The following is a 22,329-nucleotide window of genomic DNA, read 5'->3' on the forward strand; positions in this document are numbered from 1 at the left end:
TTCTCACAGGAAACAGAGAGGAGGGGCCATATGGACAATATTCAAACCTTTATAAAAGAAAGCGATGACTTTAAATCCATCATCAACGGTTTACACGAGGGGCTGAAGGAACAGCTGCTCGCGGGTCTTTCGGGTTCCGCGCGTTCTGTTTTCACTTCTGCCCTGGCTAATGAAACGAATAAGCCTATCTTTCTCATCACTCATAATTTGTATCAAGCCCAGAAAGTAACGGATGATCTGACTGCACTTTTAGAGGATCAGTCTGTTCTTTTGTACCCCGTCAACGAACTCATTTCATCAGAAATCGCAGTCGCAAGCCCTGAATTGAGAGCGCAGCGATTAGATGTCATTAATAGATTAACGAATGGAGAAGCGCCAATTGTTGTTGCGCCTGTAGCTGCGATCAGAAGAATGCTGCCGCCTGTAGAGGTGTGGAAAAACAGTCAAATGCGCATTCAAACAGGCCATGATATCGAACCTGATCAGCTTGCATCACGGCTTGTAGAGATCGGTTATGAGCGCTCTGATATGGTTGCTTCACCCGGGGAATTCAGCATTCGCGGAGGAATCATCGACATATACCCGCTGACTTCAGAGCATCCGGTGAGAATTGAGCTTTTTGACACCGAAGTGGATTCAATTCGCAGCTTTAACTCGGATGATCAGCGGTCAATTGAGACTCTTTCCTCGATCAATATCGGTCCTGCGAAGGAATTGATTATCAGGCCTGAAGAAAAAGTTCGGGCGATGGAGAAAATGGATAAAGGTCTTGCCGCAAGCCTGAAAAAATTAAAGCAAGACAAGCAAAAAGAAATTCTTCATACAAATATTTCTCATGACAAAGAACGCTTGTCTGAAGGTCAGACAGATCAGGAGCTGGTGAAGTATCTCTCGTATTTCTATGAAAAGCCTGCTAGTTTACTAGATTATACACCTGATAATACTCTTCTGATTTTGGATGAAGTCAGCCGTATTCATGAGATGGAAGAACAGCTTCAAAAAGAAGAAGCCGAGTTCATAACAAACCTTCTCGAGGAAGGGAAGATTTTGCATGACATCAGTTTGTCATTCAGCTTCCAAAAAATAGTGGCTGAACAAAAACGCTCTCTGCTGTACTATTCTTTATTTTTACGGCATGTACACCATACGAGTCCGCAAAATATCGTCAATGTGTCAAGCAGGCAAATGCAAAGCTTCCATGGCCAAATGAATGTGCTTGCGGGAGAAATGGAGCGCTTTAAAAAATCCAACTTCACCGTTGTATTCTTAGGTGCAAATAAGGAACGTACGCAGCGGTTATCTTCTGTTCTGGCTGATTACGAAATCGAAGCCGCCGTGACGGACAGCAAAAAAGCGCTTGTTCAGGGACAGGTTTATATCATGGAAGGCGAGCTCCAATCCGGTTTTGAGCTGCCGTTAATGAAGCTTGCCGTTATTACGGAAGAAGAACTATTCAAAAATCGCGTAAAAAAGAAGCCACGTAAACAGAAGCTTACAAATGCAGAGCGCATCAAGAGCTATTCCGAGCTGCAAATCGGTGATTATGTCGTTCATATTAATCACGGGATCGGGAAATATTTAGGGATTGAAACCTTAGAAATCAACGGAATCCACAAAGACTATTTAAACATTCATTATCAGGGAAGCGACAAGCTCTACGTCCCTGTTGAACAAATTGATCAGGTGCAAAAATATGTTGGCTCTGAAGGGAAAGAGCCAAAGCTGTATAAATTAGGCGGAAGCGAATGGAAGCGGGTCAAGAAAAAAGTAGAGACATCGGTTCAAGATATTGCTGATGACTTAATTAAGCTATATGCCGAAAGGGAAGCGAGCAAGGGCTATGCGTTTACGCCTGATCATGAGATGCAGCGTGAATTTGAGTCGGCGTTTCCTTATCAAGAGACTGAGGATCAGCTTCGTTCCATTCACGAAATCAAAAAGGACATGGAACGAGAACGTCCGATGGACCGCTTGCTATGCGGAGATGTGGGTTATGGCAAAACAGAGGTTGCCATACGTGCTGCATTTAAGGCGATAGGTGATGGGAAACAGGTAGCGCTGCTTGTTCCGACAACAATTTTGGCACAGCAGCACTATGAAACCATTACTGAGCGCTTTCAGGACTACCCGATTAACATCGGCCTGCTCAGCAGATTCAGAACGAGGAAAGAAGCGAACGAAACGCTCAAAGGATTAAAAAACGGTACTGTTGATATCGTCATCGGGACGCACCGGCTATTATCCAAAGATGTCGTTTATAAAGACTTAGGGCTCCTTATCATTGATGAAGAGCAGCGTTTCGGTGTAACCCATAAAGAGAAGATCAAGCAAATCAAAGCCAATGTGGATGTATTAACATTAACTGCGACGCCTATTCCGCGTACGCTGCATATGTCTATGCTTGGCGTAAGGGATCTTTCAGTCATCGAGACTCCGCCGGAAAACCGCTTCCCCGTGCAGACGTATGTTGTGGAATACAACGGCGCCCTTGTCAGAGAGGCGATTGAACGTGAGCTAGCGCGCGGAGGCCAGGTCTATTTCTTGTACAACCGGGTAGAGGATATTGAACGGAAAGCGGATGAGATCTCTATGCTTGTCCCTGACGCGAAGGTAGCGTATGCACATGGGAAAATGACAGAAAACGAACTAGAAACCGTTATGCTGAATTTTCTTGAAGGAGAATCAGACGTTCTCGTCAGCACAACCATTATCGAAACCGGCGTAGACATCCCGAACGTCAATACGCTCATTGTATTTGACGCAGACAAGATGGGGCTTTCTCAGCTTTATCAGCTGCGGGGGCGTGTTGGCCGTTCTAATCGTGTGGCGTATGCTTACTTTACGTACCGTCGGGATAAAGTGCTGACAGAAGTGGCTGAGAAAAGGCTGCAGGCCATTAAAGAATTCACAGAGCTTGGTTCCGGTTTTAAAATTGCAATGCGTGACTTAACGATCCGCGGAGCAGGGAACCTTCTCGGCGCCCAGCAGCACGGATTTATCGACTCAGTCGGATTTGATCTCTATTCACAAATGCTGAAGGAGGCTATTGAGGAGCGTAAAGGAGACACAGCGAAAACGGAGAAGTTTGAAACAGAAATTGATGTCGAGCTTGATGCCTATATTCCTGAAACCTATATTCAAGACGGCAAACAGAAAATTGATATGTATAAACGCTTTAGGTCTGTGGCTACACTCGAAGAAAAGAATGAACTTCAAGACGAAATGATCGACCGGTTTGGAAACTACCCTAAAGAAGTCGAGTACTTGTTTACTGTTGCTGAAATGAAGGTTTATGCGAGACATGAACGTGTTGAGCTGATTAAGCAGGATAAAGATGCGGTCAGATTGACGATTTCTGAAGAAGCAAGTGCTGATATTGACGGCCAGAAGCTGTTTGAGCTGGGCAATAAATATGGCAGGCAAATCGGATTGGGAATGGAAGGCAAAAAGCTCAAAATCTCCATACAGACAAAAGGCCGGAGTGCAGATGAATGGCTCGAAACAGTGCTGGGCATGCTGAAAGGCTTAAAAGATGTGAAAAAGCAAACCATTTCATCAACGTAAAATTTGTTACTCTCTGGTGTATATTACATTTGATGTGACGGATACTAATTTCAAGCGAGGCGGAAGGTACATAAAGTAACTGCTTTAGGTCTTTCCCACATGTATATACCATCAAATGAAAGAGAGGCACCAGAGATGAAAGCAACCGGTATCGTACGTCGTATTGATGACTTAGGTCGGGTCGTGATTCCTAAAGAAATTCGCAGAACTCTGAGAATCAGGGAAGGCGATCCGCTTGAGATTTTTGTAGATCGTGACGGAGAAGTTATTTTGAAAAAGTACTCTCCGATCAGTGAGCTTGGAGACTTTGCAAAGGAGTATGCGGACGCGCTTTACGATAGTCTCGGCCATTCAGTGCTGATTTGTGACCGCGATGTATATATTGCCGTGTCCGGCAGCTCGAAAAAAGACTATTTAAACAAGCCAATCAGCGAAATGCTGGAAAAAACAATGGATCAGCGCAGTTCCGTGCTTGAGAGTGACACGAAATCAGTGCAGCTTGTTAATGGCATAGATGAGGACATGAATTCTTATACTGTCTGCCCAATTGTGGCGAATGGTGATCCGATAGGCGCCGTGGTTATTTTTTCAAAGGATCAGACAATGGGCGAAGTAGAGCATAAAGCCGTTGAGACAGCAGCTGGATTCTTGGCTCGTCAAATGGAACAGTAGGTCTTATTCCTCTTATCAAAAATAGGTATGAAAAGAACAGCTCTCTTTGGGACGCTGTTCTTTTTTGTGCATGCCGATAAAGGATTCCAAGGGTTGGGATATGGTATAATAACCTCGTTTTTATTTATGCCGCGGCAATACGTGAACCGTATAGCCCCTGACGTTGGGAAGGAGCTTTTGGATGGACGATTCAATAGGCGTCAAACGGCATTGGATTTGGCAGGGGGCATTTGTTTTAATTCTGGCAGGCGTCATCTCAAAAATACTAAGCGCCGTTTACAGAGTCCCGTTTCAAAACATTGTCGGCGATGTTGGATTTTATATATATCAGCAGGTATACCCCTTTCTTGGTATTGCGGTCATGCTGTCCACTTCAGGATTTCCGGTCATTATCTCGAAACTGATGAATGATTATAGTGAAAAAAGCCATCGCAACATATTAAAAATATCAGCGTTGTTTTTGTCGTTAATCGGCATTTTATTATTTCTTTGCTTATATATGGGTGCTGTTCCAATCGCACGTTTTATGGGAGATTCACATCTCGCTGTTTTAATTCAAATGACTGCGTTTGCGTTTCTGCTCTTCCCGTTTGTCGCACTGCTTAGAGGCGCTTTTCAAGGGCGGCAAGATATGTTCCCGTCAGCTTTATCGCAGATGACAGAGCAGTTTCTGCGTGTTGCGGTGCTCCTGGGCTTATCATATTGGCTCGTCAAACAGGGGGCTTCGCTCTATACTGCGGGAGCGGCCGCGGCTTCAGGGTCTCTTGCCGGAAGTTTCGTTGGGTTAATCATACTTGCTTTTCTTTGGTTCAAAGTGAAAAGAGACAACCAAACGAGTAGCCACAATGAAAATGTCATTACAACAAAAGAACTGATAAAAAAACTGCTCTTGTATTCGGTTACAATTTGTGTAAGCAGTTTGCTGCTTTTGCTGGTCCAGCTTGTCGATGCGTTGAATTTATATGCTCTGCTTTCGGGCGGTCAGGCAAGCGAAGAAGCGAAACGCCTAAAGGGAATTTATGATCGGGGGCAGCCCTTGCTGCAGCTCGGTTCAGTTTTCGCGGTGAGCATCGCGACATCACTCGTTCCGTATATTTCAAAGGCCGTAAAGAACAAAGAGCTGAAGATCATGAAAGAAAAAGTCACATCATCTTTAAAATTATGTCTTGTACTGGGTACAGGGGCGTCGGCTGGGTTGATTTGCATTCTTGAGCCGGTCAACATCATGCTGTTTCAAAATAGTGAAGGGACAGCCGCGTTACAAGTATTCAGCAGCTCCATCTTGTTTGCATCCTTGGCGGTCACGGCAGCCGCAGTTTTGCAGGGAGCGGGCTACACTGTTTTTCCTGCGATAGCGGTGGGCGCGGGTCTTGCAGTAAAATGGGTGTTAAACACTCTTTTAGTACCGCGCTATGGGATTGAAGGGGCATCACTTGCAACGGCTGCTTCCTTTGCGGCTGTCGCCGGCCTTAACTTGTATAAGCTTCGGCAAAAGGAATGGCTGGGTAAGCTCAAAGGCATTTTGATTCCGATGATTGGATCTGCCCTTTTAATGGCGGCAGTCTTGTTTACATATTTGCGACTCTGGGCTTTTTTGCTCCCTGCAGCAGGAAGAGGAGCATCTGCGATTGAAAGTTTTTCTGCTGTTGCTATTGGTGGCGCGGTGTTCATTTATTGTATGATGAAATTGGGAATATTTACAGATGAAGAGCTGAACAGTGTGCCTTTTGGCAGCAAGTTAAGCAAAATCATCAGAAGGAGAGAACAAAATGGCGGGTAATATTACAGTCGTCGGACTTGGTGCCGGAGACATGGACCAATTGACAATTGGGATACATAAGCTGCTGACGAAGGCAGATACGCTTTATGTCAGAACCAAGGATCATCCCTTAATTCAGGAGCTTGAAAAAGATACGAAGACTATCCGTTTTTTTGATGATATATATGAGAAACACGACCAGTTCGATGCCGTATACGAAGAAATTGCTGATATCCTGTTTGAAGCGGCGCAACATGAGGACGTGGTTTATGCTGTGCCGGGACACCCCTTTGTAGCGGAAAAAACAGTACAGCTGCTGACGGAGCGGCAGGAAGAGGAACATGTTCAAGTAAACGTCGCGGGAGGACAAAGTTTTCTTGATGCCACATTCAATGCCTTGCAAATCGACCCGATTGAAGGTTTTCAATTTGTGGATGCCGGCACGTTGTCCGCGGATGAGCTTGAGCTTAGACATCACCTGATCATATGTCAGGTTTACGACCAAATGACGGCTTCTGAAGTCAAACTGACATTGATGGAGAAGCTTCCAGACGATTATGAGGTTGTAATCGTGACTGCGGCGGGGAGCCGTGACGAGGAAATCCAGCCAGTGCCTTTATTTGAGCTGGACCGCAATGTCGCCTTGAATAACTTAACAAGTGTGTATATTCCGCCGATTAAAGAAGAGAAGCTGCTTTATCACGAATTTTCCGCGTTCCGAAGCATTATCAGAGAGCTTCGCGGGCCTAATGGATGTCCGTGGGATAAAAAGCAGACTCATCAGTCATTAAAACAATACATGATTGAAGAATGTTATGAACTTCTCGAAGCAATTGACGAAGAAGACACAGACCATATGATCGAAGAGCTCGGCGACGTTTTGCTTCAGGTCTTACTCCACGCACAAATAGGTGAAGATGAAGGTTATTTCACTATTGATGATGTCATAAAAGGAATCAGTGAGAAAATGATCCGAAGACATCCCCATGTGTTTAAAGATGCTAAGGTTCAGGATGAAAACGATGTTTTGGCAAATTGGGAAGACATAAAAAAAGCCGAAAAAAGCACACCGGAAGCATCCTTATTAGACAGCGTGCCGAAAACACTTCCAGCTCTTTCAAAAGCCGCTAAACTCCAGAAAAAAGCAGCGAAGGTCGGTTTTGATTGGGAAGACGTCAGCGATATTTGGGAAAAGGTAAGCGAGGAAATGAAAGAATTTTCTTCTGAGGTTTCTGAAGATCCTCATGAACACAATCTCAAGGCTGAGTTTGGCGACGTATTGTTCGCACTGGTGAATGTAGCCCGCTTCTACAAAATAGAGCCTGAGGAAGCACTGGCGATGACCAATGACAAATTCCGGAGACGCTTCTCTTATATTGAGAAAACAGCGAAGGAACAGGAAATTGAGCTGGCTGATATGTCTCTTGAAGACATGGACAAACTGTGGAATGAAGCAAAAGAAACTGAGAGGAGATCATAAATATGAGATTAGATAAATTTTTGAAAGTATCACGGCTGATTAAGCGACGTACATTAGCAAAGGAAGTAGCTGACCAAGGACGAATCTCTATTAACGGAAACCAGGCTAAAGCAAGCTCTGACGTGAAACCCGGAGATGAACTAACGGTCCGCTTCGGCCAAAAGCTTGTAACAGTTCAAATAAATGAGTTGAAAGACACGACGAAAAAAGAAGAAGCTGCAAACATGTATACAATCCTAAAGGAAGAAAAACTCGGCGAATAGGCTTGTTCTAAAAACATCCCCCGCCTCATACAATGCAGTAATAATGCTAAAAGTATCGAGGATATGGGGGCTGAATAGATGAATTCATATTACGATCAAAAAGGTTCTTCGTCTGTTCCGGAAGAGCATGATGTGACAATGAAAGGCCGGAAGCATTTAGATATTTCTGGGGTTAAGCATGTGGAGAGCTTTGATAATGAAGAGTTCCTTCTGGAAACGGTGATGGGGATGCTCTCAGTCAGAGGCCAAAACTTGCAGATGAAAAATTTAGATGTGGAAAAAGGGATTGTATCTATTAAAGGCAGGGTATTTGATTTAGTGTACTTAGACGAACAACAAGGGGATAAAGCTAAAGGGTTTTTTAGCAAGTTGTTTAAATGACGCTGACGACACAATTCTATACAATGCTGGCGATGTCCGGTATGGGGCTCTGGCTCGGCGCATCGCTTGATACATACCGGCTCTTTGTCATTCGTGCCAAAACTGCCAGATGGCTATTATTTATTCATGATCTTCTTTTCTGGATTGTGCAGGGGCTGCTTTTCTTTTATGTTTTGCTTCATGTAAATGAGGGAGAATTCAGGCTGTACATCTTTTTAGCGGTTCTGCTGGGCATTGCGACGTATCAGAGCCTTTGCAAGCGAATCTATATAAAAATACTGAAATTCGTCATTTACCTTGTTGTTTCTGTTTATCAATTCTTCAAAAAACTCATTCAGCACGTGTTATTTCGTCCTGTTTTATGGACATGCGGAGCGATCATTTGGCTGGCGTCGTTTTTATTAAAGAAAACATACCGCCTGATCGTTTTTCTCTTGTTGTGTCTATATAAAATAGCCATGGTTCTGTGTTTTCCGATCCGTTTTATCGCAAAACAATGTTTGAAACTTCTTCCTGAAAAAATACGTCTAACTATGAGACGTTATTTTGAAAAAGGTGCAGGATTTCTCAAAAAGAAGAAGAAACTATTGGTAACCATAAGAACGACCATCACACGTTTTTTGAAGAGATGAAAGGAGGACCGTCTGGTTTGAACTTTTCCAGTGAACGAACGATAACTGAAATACAAAACGACTATAAAGAACAAGTAGAGCGGCAGAATCAGCTGAAGAAAAGAAGGCGTAAAGGGCTGTACAGGCGGTTGACTGTATTCGGCGCCCTCGTATTTCTGACGGCAATAGTGCTGGCGAGCTCTGTATGGTCTCAAACATCTTCCCTTAGCGCAAAAGAAGAAAAGAAAGAACAGCTTGAAAAAGAACTAAAAAGTTTAAAGACAAAACAAGCAGATTTAAAAGAAGAAATATCCAAATTGAAGGATGAGGATTACGTCACAGAGCTTGCCAGACGGGACTTATTCATGTCCGGAGACGGAGAAATTATCTTCAATGTGGAGAAGAAGAGCAAGTAGCCTTGTTGACACTTAAATTTTTATTTAGGTATAATTAAGCAAACGATCTTTTTATAAGCCTAAGGAGGAGCACTTTTTTTATGTCGATTGAAGTTGGCAGCAAGTTGCAAGGGAAAATTACAGGTATTACAAATTTTGGAGCATTTGTTGAATTGCCTGGAGGCTCAACCGGTCTCGTTCACATCAGTGAGGTAGCTGATAACTATGTCAAAGACATTAACGACCACTTAAAAGTCGGCGACCAAGTTGAAGTGAAAGTCATCAACGTTGAAAAAGACGGGAAAATTGGTTTATCTATTAAAAAAGCTAAAGACCGTCCGCAAGCCAGACCTAGAAATGATTTCCGTCCGAAAGAATCTTTTGAACAGAAAATGAATAAGTTTTTAAAAGACAGCGAAGATCGCTTGTCATCTTTAAAGCGTAATACGGAATCAAAACGTGGAGGGCGCGGAGCAAGAAGAGGATAACTTGCTGCTTTCTATAAATAAACGAAGCATCCGTTCATCCCGACGGATGCTTTTTAATTATCCTCTCCTGCTTTTAAAATCAGAAAATTATAACATTAAAGTTTCTGTTGACGAAAAGGATAAACCTTTGTATTATATAACTTGTGCTCAAACGCACAAAACAATATGGCGGTGTAGCTCAGCTGGCTAGAGCGTACGGTTCATACCCGTGAGGTCGGGGGTTCGATCCCCTCCGCCGCTACCATATTTGTTTGGCCCGTTGGTCAAGCGGTTAAGACACCGCCCTTTCACGGCGGTAACACGGGTTCGAATCCCGTACGGGTCATCCTAAGAAAACCGGTTTCTCTTGTAGAAACCGGTTTTTTTCATTTTTAGACAACATTCCGGATATTCTTTTGATAAATGAATATCTAGGCAGAAACCGTCGAAGACTTCTTTAGTATTGTTCCCTTCTTTTGACAAAATCCTATCTGTGCTTTCGCTATAATGACAGGCAACGAATATAACAGGTGGGAGATGAGAGGGATGGAAAAAGCAGAAAGAAGAGTGAACGGGCCAATGGCGGGACAAGCTTTGGAAAAACTCCAATCGTTTTTTAACAGGGGCGCGAAGCTGGTGACTCATCATTTGCATTCACTGTTTTTCTACAAAGGATTCATTTATGTCGTCATCGGATTTTTGCTTGGACGGGCTTTCATATTATCCGAGGTGCTTCCTTTCGCACTTCCTTTCTTTGGGGCAATGCTTCTGATCAGAAGAGATAAGGCGCTTTATGCAGTGCTGGCTGTACTTGCGGGTGCGCTAACCATTTCTCCAAAGCACTCATTGCTCATATTAGCGGCATTACTGGCATTCTTCGTATGTTCTAAAGTGGCCGCCTTCATCACCGATGATCGTGTGAAAGCACTTCCGATTGTTGTGTTTTTCTCCATGGCTATAGCAAGAGCCGGGTTTGTTTACGCCCAAAGTGGCGTGTTTACAACTTATGATTATGTAATGGCTGTCGTTGAAGCTGGACTATCCTTTATTTTGACGCTGATTTTCCTTCAGAGCCTTCCGGTTTTTACCGTAAAAAAAGTGAAACAGTCATTGAAGATAGAAGAAATCATTTGTTTTATGATCCTTATCGCTTCTGTTTTGACGGGGCTTGCCGGCTTGTCCTATCAAGGGATGCAGGCAGAACATATATTGGCTCGTTATGTTGTATTGAGTTTCTCCTTTATTGGCGGTGCAAGCATTGGCTGTACCGTTGGTGTCGTGACCGGCCTGATCCTTGGTTTGGCGAATATCGGAAATCTCTATCAAATGAGCCTGCTTGCTTTTTCCGGTTTATTAGGCGGTTTGCTGAAGGAAGGAAAAAAAGCGGGCGCAGCAGTCGGTCTGATCGTTGGATCTCTTCTTATTTCTTTATATGGTGAAGGTTCCGCTGGTCTAATGACGACGCTTTATGAGTCATTAATCGCAGTCGGCCTGTTTTTGCTTACACCTCAATCGATTACAAAGAAGGTGGCGAGATATATTCCGGGAACGGTGGAGCATCTTCAAGAGCAGCAGCAATATGCCAGGAAAATCAGAGATGTCACGGCTCAAAAGGTAGACCAGTTCTCCAATGTATTCCACGCGCTGTCTGAAAGCTTTGCAACCTTTTACCAAACATCAGAAGAACAGACAGATGACAGCGAAGTTGATTTGTTTTTAAGCAAGATCACAGAGCATTCCTGTCAGACGTGCTACAAGAAAAACAGGTGCTGGGTACAGAACTTTGATAAAACATATGACTTAATGAAACAAGTTATGCTTGAAACAGAAGAAAAAGAATATGCATCTAACCGAAGGCTTAAAAAAGAGTTTCATCAGCATTGCTCTAAATCAAAGCAGGTTGAAGAGCTGATTGAGGATGAACTCGCGCATCATCATGCCCATTTGACGCTGAAGAAAAAGGTACAGGACAGCAGGCGTCTTGTTGCTGAACAGCTTTTAGGTGTTTCTGAGGTCATGGCAGACTTTTCTCGGGAAATAAAAAGAGAGCGGGAACAGCACTTTCTGCAGGAAGAGCAAATCATAGAAGCGCTTCAGCATTTCGGAATCGAGATTCAACATGTGGAGATCTATAGTCTTGAACAAGGAAATATCGATATCGAAATGACGATTCCATTCAGCGGCCATGGAGAAAGTGAAAAAATCATTGCCCCTATGCTTTCCGACATTTTGGAAGAACAAATTCTTGTGAAAGCCGAACAGCACTCCCCGCACCCGAATGGATACAGCCATGTTGCCTTTGGATCAACAAAATCATATAGGGTATCTACAGGTGCCGCTCACGCTGCGAAAGGCGGCGGCCTTGTCTCCGGCGACAGCTACAGCATGATAGAGCTTGGAGCCAGAAAATATGCAGCGGCCATCAGTGACGGGATGGGCAATGGTGCAAGAGCGCATTTCGAAAGCAATGAAACGATCAAGCTTCTTGAAAAAATCCTTGAATCCGGCATTGATGAAAAAATAGCAATTAAAACAATCAACAGCATATTGTCCCTGAGGACAACTGACGAGATTTATTCCACGCTTGACCTATCTATTATCGATCTTCAAGATGCCAGCTGCAAATTTTTGAAGGTTGGATCGACGCCTAGTTTTATCAAAAGGGGTGATCAGGTAATGAAAGTTCAAGCGAGCAATCTGCCAATCGGCATTATTAATGAATTCGATGTGGAGGTTGTGAGTGAGCAGCTAAAAGCGGGTGACCTCTTGATCATGATGAGTGATGGTATTTTTGAGGGGCCAAAACATGTAGAAAATCATGATTTATGGATGAAACGCAAAATGAAGGATTTAAAAACAGATGACCCGCAGGAGATTGCTGATTTGCTTATGGAGGAAGTCATTCGCACGAGATCCGGCCAGATCGAGGACGATATGACGGTGGTTGTCGTCCGGATTGACCACAATACACCAAAGTGGGCATCGATTCCTGTTCCGGCCATCTTTCAAAACAAACAAGAAATTTCATAATGCTTCAGTATAAATCAAATTTCTTCTGGCGATGATGAGAATATATGAATCTGAGAATCCTCGTATTCTCCAGGAGGAATGAATGTGAACAACGGACATTTAAATCAAATTTTGTTGATAACGGATGGCTGCTCGAATCATGGGGAAGACCCGCTAGCAATGGCTGCTTATGCTAAGGAGCAGGGGATTACGGTAAATGTGATAGGTATAATGGAAGAAAATCAAATTGACCCAGAGGCAATGAAGGAAGTTGAAGGAATTGCGCTTGCCGGGGGCGGCGTGCATCAAGTCGTTTATGCGTCCCAGCTTTCACAAACGGTGCAAATGGTAACAAAAAAAGCGATGACGCAAACCTTGCAAGGTGTAGTCAATCAAGAGCTGAAACAAATCCTTGGAAAGAATGTGGAGATGGAGGAGCTTTCACCGGAAAAACGCGGCGAAGTGATGGAAGTGGTAGACGAGCTTGGAGAAACGGTGCATCTTCAGGTGTTGGTTCTTGTCGATACAAGCGCGAGTATGGCGCCTAAGCTTCCAACTGTAAAAGAGGCATTGATTGATTTGTCTGTCAGTCTCAATTCCCGAATCGGGAATAACGAATTTGCGATGTGTATATTTCCCGGGAAACAACAAGAGGTCGAGCTTGTGCTGAACTGGACACCGAAGCTGCAATCTCTTTCCACTCTCTTTGCAAAGTTGTCGACAGGCGGCATCACGCCTACAGGCCCAGCGATACGCGAAGCGACAATGCAGTTTGAAAAAATCCGCTCAAGAAGGAGCATGCTGGCAGATGATGAACGACGCTTTAACGAGTTTGGCATGTAGCCTCAAGCCGGGTACGGCAATCAAAGGCAAGTGGAACGGAAACACTTATACGCTGCGTAAACAGCTTGGAAAAGGGGCCAATGGAATTGTGTATTTGGCAGAAGCATCAGATGGACATGTTGCCTTAAAGGTGAGTGATGACAGCTTGTCTATTACTTCTGAAGTGAATGTCTTGAAATCTTTCTCAAAGGCCCAGTCCGTTACAATGGGGCCTTCTTTTTTTGATACAGATGATGCCTATATCCCCAGTGCAAATACGAAGGTTTCATTTTATGCAATGGAATACATAAAAGGCCCGCTGCTTTTGAATTATGTCAGTGATAAAGGAGCAGAATGGATACCGGTATTGATCATTCAACTTTTATCCAGCTTATCGGTGCTTCACCAGCAAGGATGGATATTCGGCGATCTTAAACCTGACAATCTGATCGTAACCGGTCCGCCAGCAAGAATCCGCTGCATTGATGTAGGCGGCACGACAAAGGCAGGCCGGGCGATAAAAGAGTATACCGAGTTTTACGACAGAGGCTATTGGGGGTATGGAACGAGAAAAGCAGAGCCATCCTACGACCTGTTTGCTGTTGCCATGATTATGGTCAACAGCGTGCATAAAAAAGAATTCAAGAAGTCAAATCAGCCTAAGGAACAGCTTAGATCTCTAATCGAAGGACACCCGCTGCTGAAAAAGTATAAAAAAGTGCTTATTTCAGCATTGAATGGGGCTTATCAATCCGCAGATGAAATGAAGAAAGATATGCTCGACACTGGGCAAAGGACAGTGCAGGGAAAACAAGCTGCTAAAGCACCGGCGCAGCCTGCCATAAGACAAAGGCAGCAAAAAACGCGCCAAGGGAAAGTAACGAAGACACGATACACCCCAAAACAGAAGGCCGCTAAGTCGGGGGGATTATTTGAAACAACGCTTATCGTGATCAGCGTTTTAGCACTTTATTTCGCCTACATTATCTTTTTCTTAATCTGAATGGCTTAATCTGCTAAGCCTATGCTTCTTCTTTGCTTGGAAGGATTGAAAGTGATAGGATATGAATATCTTTAAAAAACCTGCTCATTGCGAGGAGGACATTGTGAAAAGTGTCAAAGATTTTTTTCATAAACACAATCTTGAGTTAAAAGGGGCGACAATCATTGTAGGCGTTTCCGGTGGTCCGGATTCAATAGCTCTTCTTCACGCGTTGCATACGTTATGCGGACGTTCAGCAAATATCATTGCGGCTCATGTCGACCATCGGTTCAGGGGCCCGGAATCCGAGGAGGACATGCGTTTTGTCCAAGCTTATTGCAAGGCTGAGCAGCTCGCGTGTGAAACGGCTCAGATTCATGTAACTGCATATGCGCAGGAAAAAGGTCTCAATAAGCAGGCCGCCGCACGTGATTGCCGCTACCAGTTCTTTGAGGACGTCATGTCGAAGCATCAAGCGGACTATCTGGCGCTTGCGCATCATGGTGATGACCAGGTTGAAACGATGCTTATGAGACTTGCTAAGGGCACACTTGGAGCGGGACTTGCAGGAATTCAGCCCGTCAGACGTTTTGGGACGGGACGAATCATTAGGCCGCTCTTACCCATTACAAAGGAAGAGATCCTTCACTACTGCCATCAAAACGGCTTGAGCTACCGGACGGATGAAAGCAACGCCAAAGATGACTACACAAGAAACAGATTTAGAAAAACAGTGCTCCCGTTTCTGAAACAGGAGTCGCCGGATGTGCATAAAAGGTTTCAGAAAGTAAGTGAAGCACTGACGGAAGATGAGCATTTCTTACAGTCATTAACGAAAGAAGAAATGAATAAAGTAATCACAAGCCAGTCTAATACATCAGTTGAAATTAATTCCTCTCAATTGCTTGCCCTCCCGATGCCTTTACAAAGAAGAGGAGTTCAACTAATATTAAACTATCTTTATGAAAACGTTCCATCCTCCTTTTCAGCTCATCACATTCAGCAGTTTCTCGAATGGGCGGAAAAGGGCGGTCCTTCAGGAGTATTGAACTTTCCGAAAGGGCTGAAGGTGGTCAAATCATATCAGACATGTTTGTTTACATTTGAACAATGGCAGTGCAAAAATGTTCCCTTTGAATACCAAATAAGCGGAGCTGCTGATGAAACGGAAGTGCTCCCCAATGGATTTCTGATAGAGGCAAAGCGATATGTGGAATCGCCTGAAGAACATGGGAATGCTGTTTTTATTACAAGTGAAAAAATGGTGAGTTTTCCCTTGACGATTCGGACAAGAAAAGCTGGAGACCGGATCAAACTAAAAGGGATGAACGGCTCGAAAAAGGTAAAGGATATATTTATTGATAAGAAATTGCCTCTCAGGGAAAGAGACAACTGGCCGATTGTGACAGACGCAAGCGGTGAAATTATCTGGATACCGGGCTTGAAAAAATCAATTTTTGAAGATCTTGTGATTCCAAATAGCGACCGCATTGTATTACAATATAGACAGCATGAAAAGTGTAGGGGGCAAGCAAAATCATGATGAAACATGATATCGAGAAAGTACTGATCTCTGAGGAAGAGATACAAGAGAAAGTAAAAGAGTTAGGCGCAGAACTAACAAGCGAGTATCAAGATACATTTCCGTTGGCAATCGGCGTGTTAAAAGGAGCGCTTCCTTTTATGGCGGATCTTATCAAACATATTGATACATATTTGGAAATGGATTTCATGGATGTATCAAGCTACGGAAACTCCACGGTTTCTTCTGGAGAAGTAAAAATCATCAAAGATTTGGATACATCTGTAGAGGGCCGGGACATCTTAATTATTGAAGATATCATCGACAGTGGGTTAACCTTAAGTTATCTAGTAGAGCTCTTCCGATACCGTAAAGCAAAATCAATTAAGATTGTTACCCTTTTGGATAAACCGAGCGGAAGAAAAGCGGACATTAAAGCAGACTTTGTAGGCTTTGAAGTTCCTGACGCGTTTGTAGTGGGTTACGGACTTGATTATGCTGAGCGCTATCGCAATCTGCCTTATATCGGAGTGTTAAAACCGGCAGTTTATGAAAGCTGATCGGCAGCCTGCTTCCGAGATGGTTATTGTTTGTATTGGAATGATTTTCTATGGTACTATTGAACATAGTTGTGCTTACTGTGGGAGGAGGTAAGGAATGAATCGGGTCTTCCGTAATACCATTTTTTATTTACTTATTTTATTAGTAGTAATCGGGGTTGTGAGCTACTTCCAGACCTCAAATCCGAAAACAGAAAATATGTCGTACAGTACGTTTATCAAAAACCTGGATGACGGGAAAGTTGATAGCGTATCGGTTCAGCCTGTCAGAGGTGTTTATGAGGTAAAAGGGCAGCTGAAAAACTACGACAAAGATCAATACTTCTTGACTCATGTTCCTGAAGGAAAGGGAGCAGACCAGATATTTAATGCTTTGAAAAAGACAGACGTAAAGGTTGAGCCCGCTCAAGAAACAAGCGGTTGGGTGACGTTCTTGACGACCATCATCCCGTTTGTCATTATCTTTATTCTGTTTTTCTTCCTGCTCAATCAGGCTCAAGGCGGCGGCAGCCGTGTCATGAACTTTGGGAAGAGCAAGGCGAAGCTGTATACAGAGGAAAAGAAACGCGTCAAATTTAAAGACGTTGCAGGGGCTGACGAAGAAAAACAAGAACTCGTTGAAGTTGTTGACTTTCTGAAAGATCCCCGCAAGTTTGCCGAACTTGGCGCAAGAATACCAAAAGGCGTGCTGTTAGTCGGACCTCCGGGTACCGGTAAAACATTGCTTGCCAAAGCTTGTGCGGGTGAAGCTGGCGTACCTTTCTTCAGCATCAGCGGATCTGATTTCGTTGAAATGTTTGTAGGTGTCGGTGCTTCCCGTGTGCGTGACTTGTTTGAAAATGCGAAAAAGAATGCGCCTTGTTTGATTTTCATTGATGAGATTGACGCAGTCGGACGCCAGCGTGGAGCGGGTCTCGGCGGCGGACACGATGAACGTGAACAGACGCTAAACCAATTGCTTGTTGAAATGGACGGATTCAGCGCCAATGAAGGAATCATCATCATTGCTGCGACGAACCGTGCGGACATCTTGGACCCAGCCTTACTTCGTCCGGGACGTTTTGACCGTCAAATCACAGTGGACCGCCCAGATGTCATTGGCCGTGAAGCTGTATTGAAAGTCCATGCGAGAAATAAACCGCTGGACGAAACGGTTAACTTGAAATCAATCGCCATGAGAACACCTGGATTCTCAGGCGCTGACTTAGAAAATCTTTTGAATGAAGCTGCTCTTGTGGCGGCTCGTCAAAACAAGAAAAAAATCGATGCGCGTGATATTGACGAAGCGACGGACCGCGTAATTGCCGGACCTGCTAAGAAAAGCCGCGTCATCTCCAAAAAAGAACGCAATATCGTGGCTTATCACGAAGGCGGACACACCGTGATCGGACTCGTTTTAGATGAGGCTGATATGGTTCATAAAGTAACGATTGTTCCTCGGGGCCAGGCTGGCGGTTATGCTGTTATGCTTCCAAGAGAAGACCGTTACTTCCAGACAAAGCCGGAGCTGCTTGATAAAATTGTCGGCCTCTTGGGCGGGCGTGTCGCTGAAGAAATCATTTTCGGTGAAGTCAGCACAGGGGCGCACAATGACTTCCAGCGTGCGACGAATATTGCAAGACGAATGGTTACAGAATTCGGTATGTCAGAAAAACTGGGTCCGTTGCAATTTGGACAGTCTCAGGGCGGCCAAGTATTCTTAGGCCGTGATTTCAACAACGAACAGAACTACAGTGATCAAATCGCTTACGAAATTGACCAGGAAATTCAGCGTATCATTAAAGAATGTTATGAGCGCGCGAAACAAATCCTGACTGAAAATCGTGACAAGCTTGAATTGATTGCTCAAACGCTTCTGAAAGTTGAAACACTGGATGCTGAACAAATCAAACATCTTGTCGATCATGGATCGTTACCTGAACGCAATTTCTCTGATGAAGAGAAGAACGATGACGTGAAAGTAAACATTCTGACAAAAACAGAAGAAAAGAAAGACGATACAACAGAGTAATTCGCTTTCTTTCTAAAAACTGCCGGCTGACGCCGGCAGTTTTTTTATGTAAATCATCAGTTAGGTCGCGGCTTTTACAATCATCCAGTTCTGGTATCGTTTTGTTTACAAATAAGCCGCTGATCGTGTATGGTATTGTAGAATGTTTGTAAAAAGTAAAGTAGAGAAACTATTCAAAAGTGGTGATAGAGGTTGTTACTGGTTATCGATGTGGGGAACACCAATACTGTACTTGGTGTATATCATGATGGGAAATTAGAATATCACTGGCGTATAGAGACAAGCAGGCATAAAACAGAAGATGAGTTTGGAATGATTTTACGCTCTTTATTTGAGCATTCCGGGCTTATGTTTGAACAGATAGATGGCATTATTATTTCATCTGTTGTGCCGCCAATTATGTTTGCGTTAGAAAGAATGTGCACAAAATACTTTCATATCGAGCCGCAAATTGTCGGACCGGGTATGAAAACAGGTTTGAATATAAAATATGACAATCCGAAAGAAGTGGGAGCAGACAGAATCGTAAATGCAGTTGCTGCGATACATCTATACGGCAATCCGTTAATTGTCGTTGATTTTGGAACTGCCACAACGTATTGCTATATTGATGAAAACAAACAATATATGGGCGGAGCAATTGCTCCTGGGATTACGATTTCAACAGAGGCGCTTTATTCGCGTGCGGCAAAGCTTCCTCGTATCGAAATCACCCGGCCTGACAATATTATTGGAAAAAACACGGTTAGCGCGATGCAATCTGGAATTTTATTTGGCTATGTCGGACAAGTAGAAGGAATTGTAAAGCGAATGAAATGGCAGGCAAAACAGGAACCAAAGGTCATTGCGACCGGAGGCCTTGCGTCGCTCATTGCAAATGAATCAGATTGCATAGATATCGTAGATCCATTCTTGACTTTAAAAGGGCTGGAATTGATTTATGAACGAAACCGCGTAGGAAGTGTATAGGAGGTTTTGGAATGGATTATTTAATAAAAGCACTTGCGTATGACGGAAAAGTGCGCGCTTATGCAGCGAGAACAACTGATATGGTAAACGAAGGACAAAAACGACATGGCACGTGGCCGACAGCATCCGCCGCACTGGGCCGTACAATGACAGCTTCGCTTATGCTCGGCGCTATGCTGAAGGGCGAAGATAAGCTGACAGTGAAAATCGAGGGCGGAGGCCCGATCGGTGCTATTGTAGCTGATGCTAACGCAAAAGGAGAAGTCAGAGCATACGTCTCTAACCCGCAAGTTCATTTTGATTTAAATGAACAAGGCAAGCTTGATGTCAGACGTGCGGTTGGAACAAGCGGAACGTTAAGTGTCGTAAAAGATTTAGGATTGCGCGAGTTCTTTACAGGACAAACAGAAATTGTTTCAGGAGAATTGGGAGATGATTTCACCTACTATCTTGTGTCATCTGAGCAGGTTCCTTCATCGGTAGGCGTCGGTGTGCTCGTGAATCCTGATAATACCATTCTTGCGGCGGGCGGCTTTATTATTCAGCTTATGCCGGGAACAGATGATGAAACCATCACAAAAATTGAAGAACGTCTATCCCAAGTAGAGCCGATTTCAAAGCTCATCCAAAAAGGACTGACACCAGAAGAAATTTTAGAAGAAGTTCTAGGCGAGAAGCCTGAGATTTTGGAAACGATGCCTGTTCAATTCCATTGTTCTTGTTCAAAAGAACGTTTTGAAACAGCCATTTTAGGGCTAGGCAAAAAAGAAATACAAGATATGATAGAAGAAGATGGACAAGCCGAAGCAGTATGCCATTTTTGTAATGAAAAGTACTTATTTACAAAAGAAGAGCTGGAAGGGCTTCGTGACCAAACTACCCGCTAAGCTCTTTAGCGGGTTTTTTACATTTCAATAAAGGAGCTGAAAGCAGGTTTGAAATCAAGAACAATGTGGACCGTTATTTTAGGGGCGCTGTTGGTTTGCTGTATTGCCGTTGCATATACGCTGACGAAATCCCAAGCCGGCGCATCGCCATCCGGGGAGTCTATTGCGACTGTCGGAAGCAAAAGCGTGACGAGACAAGAGTGGCTGAAAGAAATGGAAGATCAATATGGAAAGTCGACACTTGAAGATATGATCAATGCCCGAGTCGTTGAGCAGCTCGCCAAAAAGAACAATCTCAAAGTGTCTAAAAACGAAATTGATCGTGAGTTTTTGTTGATTAAGGCGGTTAACAATTCTTTTTACGAAGACGAACGTACAACAGAAAAAGAGTGGAAAGACCAAATTCGTTATAATATTCTCCTTGAGGAACTGTTAACAAAGGATATTGATATTTCAAATAAAGAAATGAAATCATTCTACAATAAAAATAAAGAGCTGTATCAGTTTGATGATTCGTATCGAATTCGTCACATTGTGGTAAAAGATGAAGAAGAAGCGAGAGAAGTCCTGAAAGAGCTGAAAGGCGGCTCAAGCTTTGAAGCTGTAGCGGCGGAAAGGTCTGCAGACAGATACACATCACCATACGGCGGAGATTTAGGCTTTGTCACAGAAGCATCAGACAACATTCCGTCAGCATACATTGAAGAAGCAAAAACAATTAAAGAGGATGAATGGTCTGACGAACCGATAAAGGTAAGTAACGGATACGCCGTTATTCAGCTGAAAGAAAAACTAAGGGCGAGAACATTCTCATATGATGAAGTGAAGGATCAGATCAGACGGCAAATCGCAATGGATCAGTTAGGTGATAAAGCGACAGTCAAAACGCTTTGGAAAGAAGCCGATGTATCTTGGTTTTATGGGGAAAAAAGTACTAAGTGATTGACAAAAAATTTTGAAATTGATAGATTATATACATAATACCAATACAAATAGTCGGAAATTGAGGTGTCGAGAATGGTACGTGTAGCAAACTCCATTACTGAATTAATAGGGAATACGCCAATCGTTAAATTAAATCGCCTTGCAGATGAGAATAGCGCAGATGTATATCTAAAGCTTGAATACATGAACCCTGGAAGCAGTGTAAAAGACCGTATCGGATTAGCCATGATTGAAGCTGCTGAAAGAGAAGGGAAATTAAAAGCTGGTGACACAATCATTGAACCGACAAGCGGAAATACCGGAATCGGGCTTGCGATGGTTGCTGCTGCTAAAGGATTAAAAGCCATATTGGTTATGCCTGATACAATGAGCATGGAGCGCCGCAACCTTCTTCGCGCATATGGTGCTGAGCTTGTGCTGACTCCGGGTGCGGAAGGAATGAAAGGTGCCATTAAGAAAGCTGAAGAGCTTGCTGAAAAGCACGGATACTTTGTGCCGCAACAGTTTAATAACCCTTCTAATCCAGAAATTCACCGCCAAACAACGGGTAAAGAAATCGTTGAGCAATTTGGCGATGACCAGCTTGATGCATTTGTAGCCGGTATCGGCACAGGCGGAACAATTACAGGAGCGGGCGAGATTCTGAAGGAAGCATACCCTTCCATCAAAATTTACGCTGTTGAACCGTCAGACTCTCCTGTTCTTTCAGGAGGAAAACCGGGCCCCCACAAAATTCAGGGAATCGGAGCTGGATTTGTGCCGGACATCTTAAACACAGAAGTATACGATGAAATCTTCCCTGTAAAGAATGAAGAGGCATTCGAATATGCACGCAGAGCTGCACGTGAAGAAGGAATTCTCGGAGGCATCTCATCAGGCGCGGCAATTTATGCTGCTCTTCAAGTAGCGAAAAAGCTTGGAAAAGGCAAAAAAGTATTGGCCGTCATTCCAAGTAACGGCGAACGTTATCTGAGCACGCCGCTGTATCAATTCGATTAAAAAGCCAAACTCCCGGCCCGCCGGGAGTTTT

General features: G+C 43.7%; 19 protein-coding genes and 2 tRNA genes. All 21 read left to right on the forward strand.

Going from position 1 to position 22,329, the window contains the following annotated elements; genetic code table 11:
• Positions 1-30: 30 nt before the first annotated feature.
• The 21 genes from mfd to cysK all read left to right on the forward strand — a co-directional run bounded on the left by mfd (position 31) and on the right by cysK (position 22,298).
• Entirely contained in the window at positions 31-3,564 is a 3,534-nt protein-coding gene (gene mfd, locus M1D98_RS00335) for a transcription-repair coupling factor (RefSeq protein ID WP_121641688.1), read from the forward strand.
• Positions 3,565-3,699: 135 nt separating this feature from the next.
• Positions 3,700-4,236: a stage V sporulation protein T gene (gene spoVT / locus M1D98_RS00340; protein WP_039076443.1), complete on the forward strand. Its 537-nt coding sequence runs from the start codon at positions 3,700-3,702 to the stop codon at positions 4,234-4,236.
• Positions 4,237-4,417: 181 nt separating this feature from the next.
• Positions 4,418-6,016 (forward strand): oligosaccharide flippase family protein, encoded by a 1,599-nt coding sequence (locus M1D98_RS00345; protein ID WP_435576161.1) that lies wholly within the window; start codon positions 4,418-4,420, stop codon positions 6,014-6,016.
• Positions 6,006-7,475, forward strand: a complete 1,470-nt coding sequence (gene yabN, locus M1D98_RS00350; protein ID WP_129550816.1) for a bifunctional methyltransferase/pyrophosphohydrolase YabN — start codon at positions 6,006-6,008, stop codon at positions 7,473-7,475. The genes M1D98_RS00345 and yabN overlap by 11 nt, the downstream gene beginning before the upstream one ends.
• Positions 7,476-7,477: 2 nt before the next feature.
• On the forward strand, positions 7,478-7,738 hold the full coding sequence (locus tag M1D98_RS00355) for an RNA-binding S4 domain-containing protein (RefSeq protein ID WP_039076440.1): 261 nt from the start codon (positions 7,478-7,480) through the stop codon (positions 7,736-7,738).
• Positions 7,739-7,816: 78 nt separating this feature from the next.
• Positions 7,817-8,119, forward strand: a complete 303-nt coding sequence (yabP, locus tag M1D98_RS00360; protein WP_039076439.1) for a sporulation protein YabP — start codon at positions 7,817-7,819, stop codon at positions 8,117-8,119.
• Positions 8,116-8,751: a spore cortex biosynthesis protein YabQ gene (gene yabQ / locus M1D98_RS00365; protein ID WP_121641692.1), complete on the forward strand. Its 636-nt coding sequence runs from the start codon at positions 8,116-8,118 to the stop codon at positions 8,749-8,751. The genes yabP and yabQ overlap by 4 nt, the downstream gene beginning before the upstream one ends.
• 17 nt (positions 8,752-8,768) lie before the next feature.
• The gene (gene divIC / locus M1D98_RS00370) at positions 8,769-9,146 is read left to right on the forward strand and encodes a cell division protein DivIC (RefSeq protein ID WP_121641693.1); all 378 of its coding nucleotides are present in this window, start codon (positions 8,769-8,771) and stop codon (positions 9,144-9,146) included.
• 80 nt (positions 9,147-9,226) lie between these two features.
• A complete protein-coding gene (locus tag M1D98_RS00375) occupies positions 9,227-9,613 on the forward strand; it encodes a S1 domain-containing RNA-binding protein (RefSeq protein ID WP_003218379.1) in 387 nt (128 codons plus the stop codon).
• 167 nt (positions 9,614-9,780) lie between these two features.
• A tRNA-Met gene (locus M1D98_RS00380) sits at positions 9,781-9,857 on the forward strand.
• A gap of 9 nt (positions 9,858-9,866) precedes the next feature.
• Positions 9,867-9,938: transfer RNA gene (locus M1D98_RS00385), tRNA-Glu, on the forward strand.
• Positions 9,939-10,138: 200 nt separating this feature from the next.
• Positions 10,139-12,622 (forward strand): stage II sporulation protein E, encoded by a 2,484-nt coding sequence (spoIIE, locus tag M1D98_RS00390; protein WP_129550814.1) that lies wholly within the window; start codon positions 10,139-10,141, stop codon positions 12,620-12,622.
• A gap of 84 nt (positions 12,623-12,706) precedes the next feature.
• Positions 12,707-13,444 carry a VWA domain-containing protein gene (locus M1D98_RS00395; protein WP_456279898.1) on the forward strand — a complete coding sequence of 246 codons (738 nt, stop codon included), beginning with the start codon at positions 12,707-12,709 and terminating at the stop codon, positions 13,442-13,444.
• Positions 13,410-14,426: a protein kinase domain-containing protein gene (locus M1D98_RS00400; RefSeq protein WP_121641696.1), complete on the forward strand. Its 1,017-nt coding sequence runs from the start codon at positions 13,410-13,412 to the stop codon at positions 14,424-14,426. Before M1D98_RS00395 ends, M1D98_RS00400 begins: the two co-directional genes overlap by 35 nt.
• Before the next feature lie 103 nt (positions 14,427-14,529).
• The gene (tilS, locus tag M1D98_RS00405; protein ID WP_456279899.1) at positions 14,530-15,948 is read left to right on the forward strand and encodes a tRNA lysidine(34) synthetase TilS; all 1,419 of its coding nucleotides are present in this window, start codon (positions 14,530-14,532) and stop codon (positions 15,946-15,948) included.
• On the forward strand, positions 15,945-16,487 hold the full coding sequence (gene hpt, locus M1D98_RS00410; protein WP_019713025.1) for a hypoxanthine phosphoribosyltransferase: 543 nt from the start codon (positions 15,945-15,947) through the stop codon (positions 16,485-16,487). Before tilS ends, hpt begins: the two co-directional genes overlap by 4 nt.
• Positions 16,488-16,584: 97 nt before the next feature.
• Positions 16,585-18,498 carry an ATP-dependent zinc metalloprotease FtsH gene (gene ftsH, locus M1D98_RS00415; RefSeq protein WP_121641698.1) on the forward strand — a complete coding sequence of 638 codons (1,914 nt, stop codon included), beginning with the start codon at positions 16,585-16,587 and terminating at the stop codon, positions 18,496-18,498.
• A 192-nt stretch (positions 18,499-18,690) separates the two neighbouring features.
• Positions 18,691-19,467 (forward strand): type III pantothenate kinase, encoded by a 777-nt coding sequence (locus M1D98_RS00420; RefSeq protein ID WP_039076431.1) that lies wholly within the window; start codon positions 18,691-18,693, stop codon positions 19,465-19,467.
• Positions 19,468-19,478: 11 nt separating this feature from the next.
• A complete protein-coding gene (hslO, locus tag M1D98_RS00425; RefSeq protein WP_129550811.1) occupies positions 19,479-20,354 on the forward strand; it encodes a redox-regulated molecular chaperone HslO in 876 nt (291 codons plus the stop codon).
• Positions 20,355-20,402: 48 nt separating this feature from the next.
• A complete protein-coding gene (locus tag M1D98_RS00430) occupies positions 20,403-21,296 on the forward strand; it encodes a peptidyl-prolyl cis-trans isomerase (RefSeq protein ID WP_435576164.1) in 894 nt (297 codons plus the stop codon).
• A gap of 75 nt (positions 21,297-21,371) precedes the next feature.
• Positions 21,372-22,298, forward strand: coding sequence for a cysteine synthase A (cysK, locus tag M1D98_RS00435; RefSeq protein ID WP_268522481.1), 927 nt, complete (start codon positions 21,372-21,374; stop codon positions 22,296-22,298).
• Positions 22,299-22,329 lie beyond the last annotated feature (31 nt).

The organism is Bacillus sp. K7, from assembly GCF_053903245.1.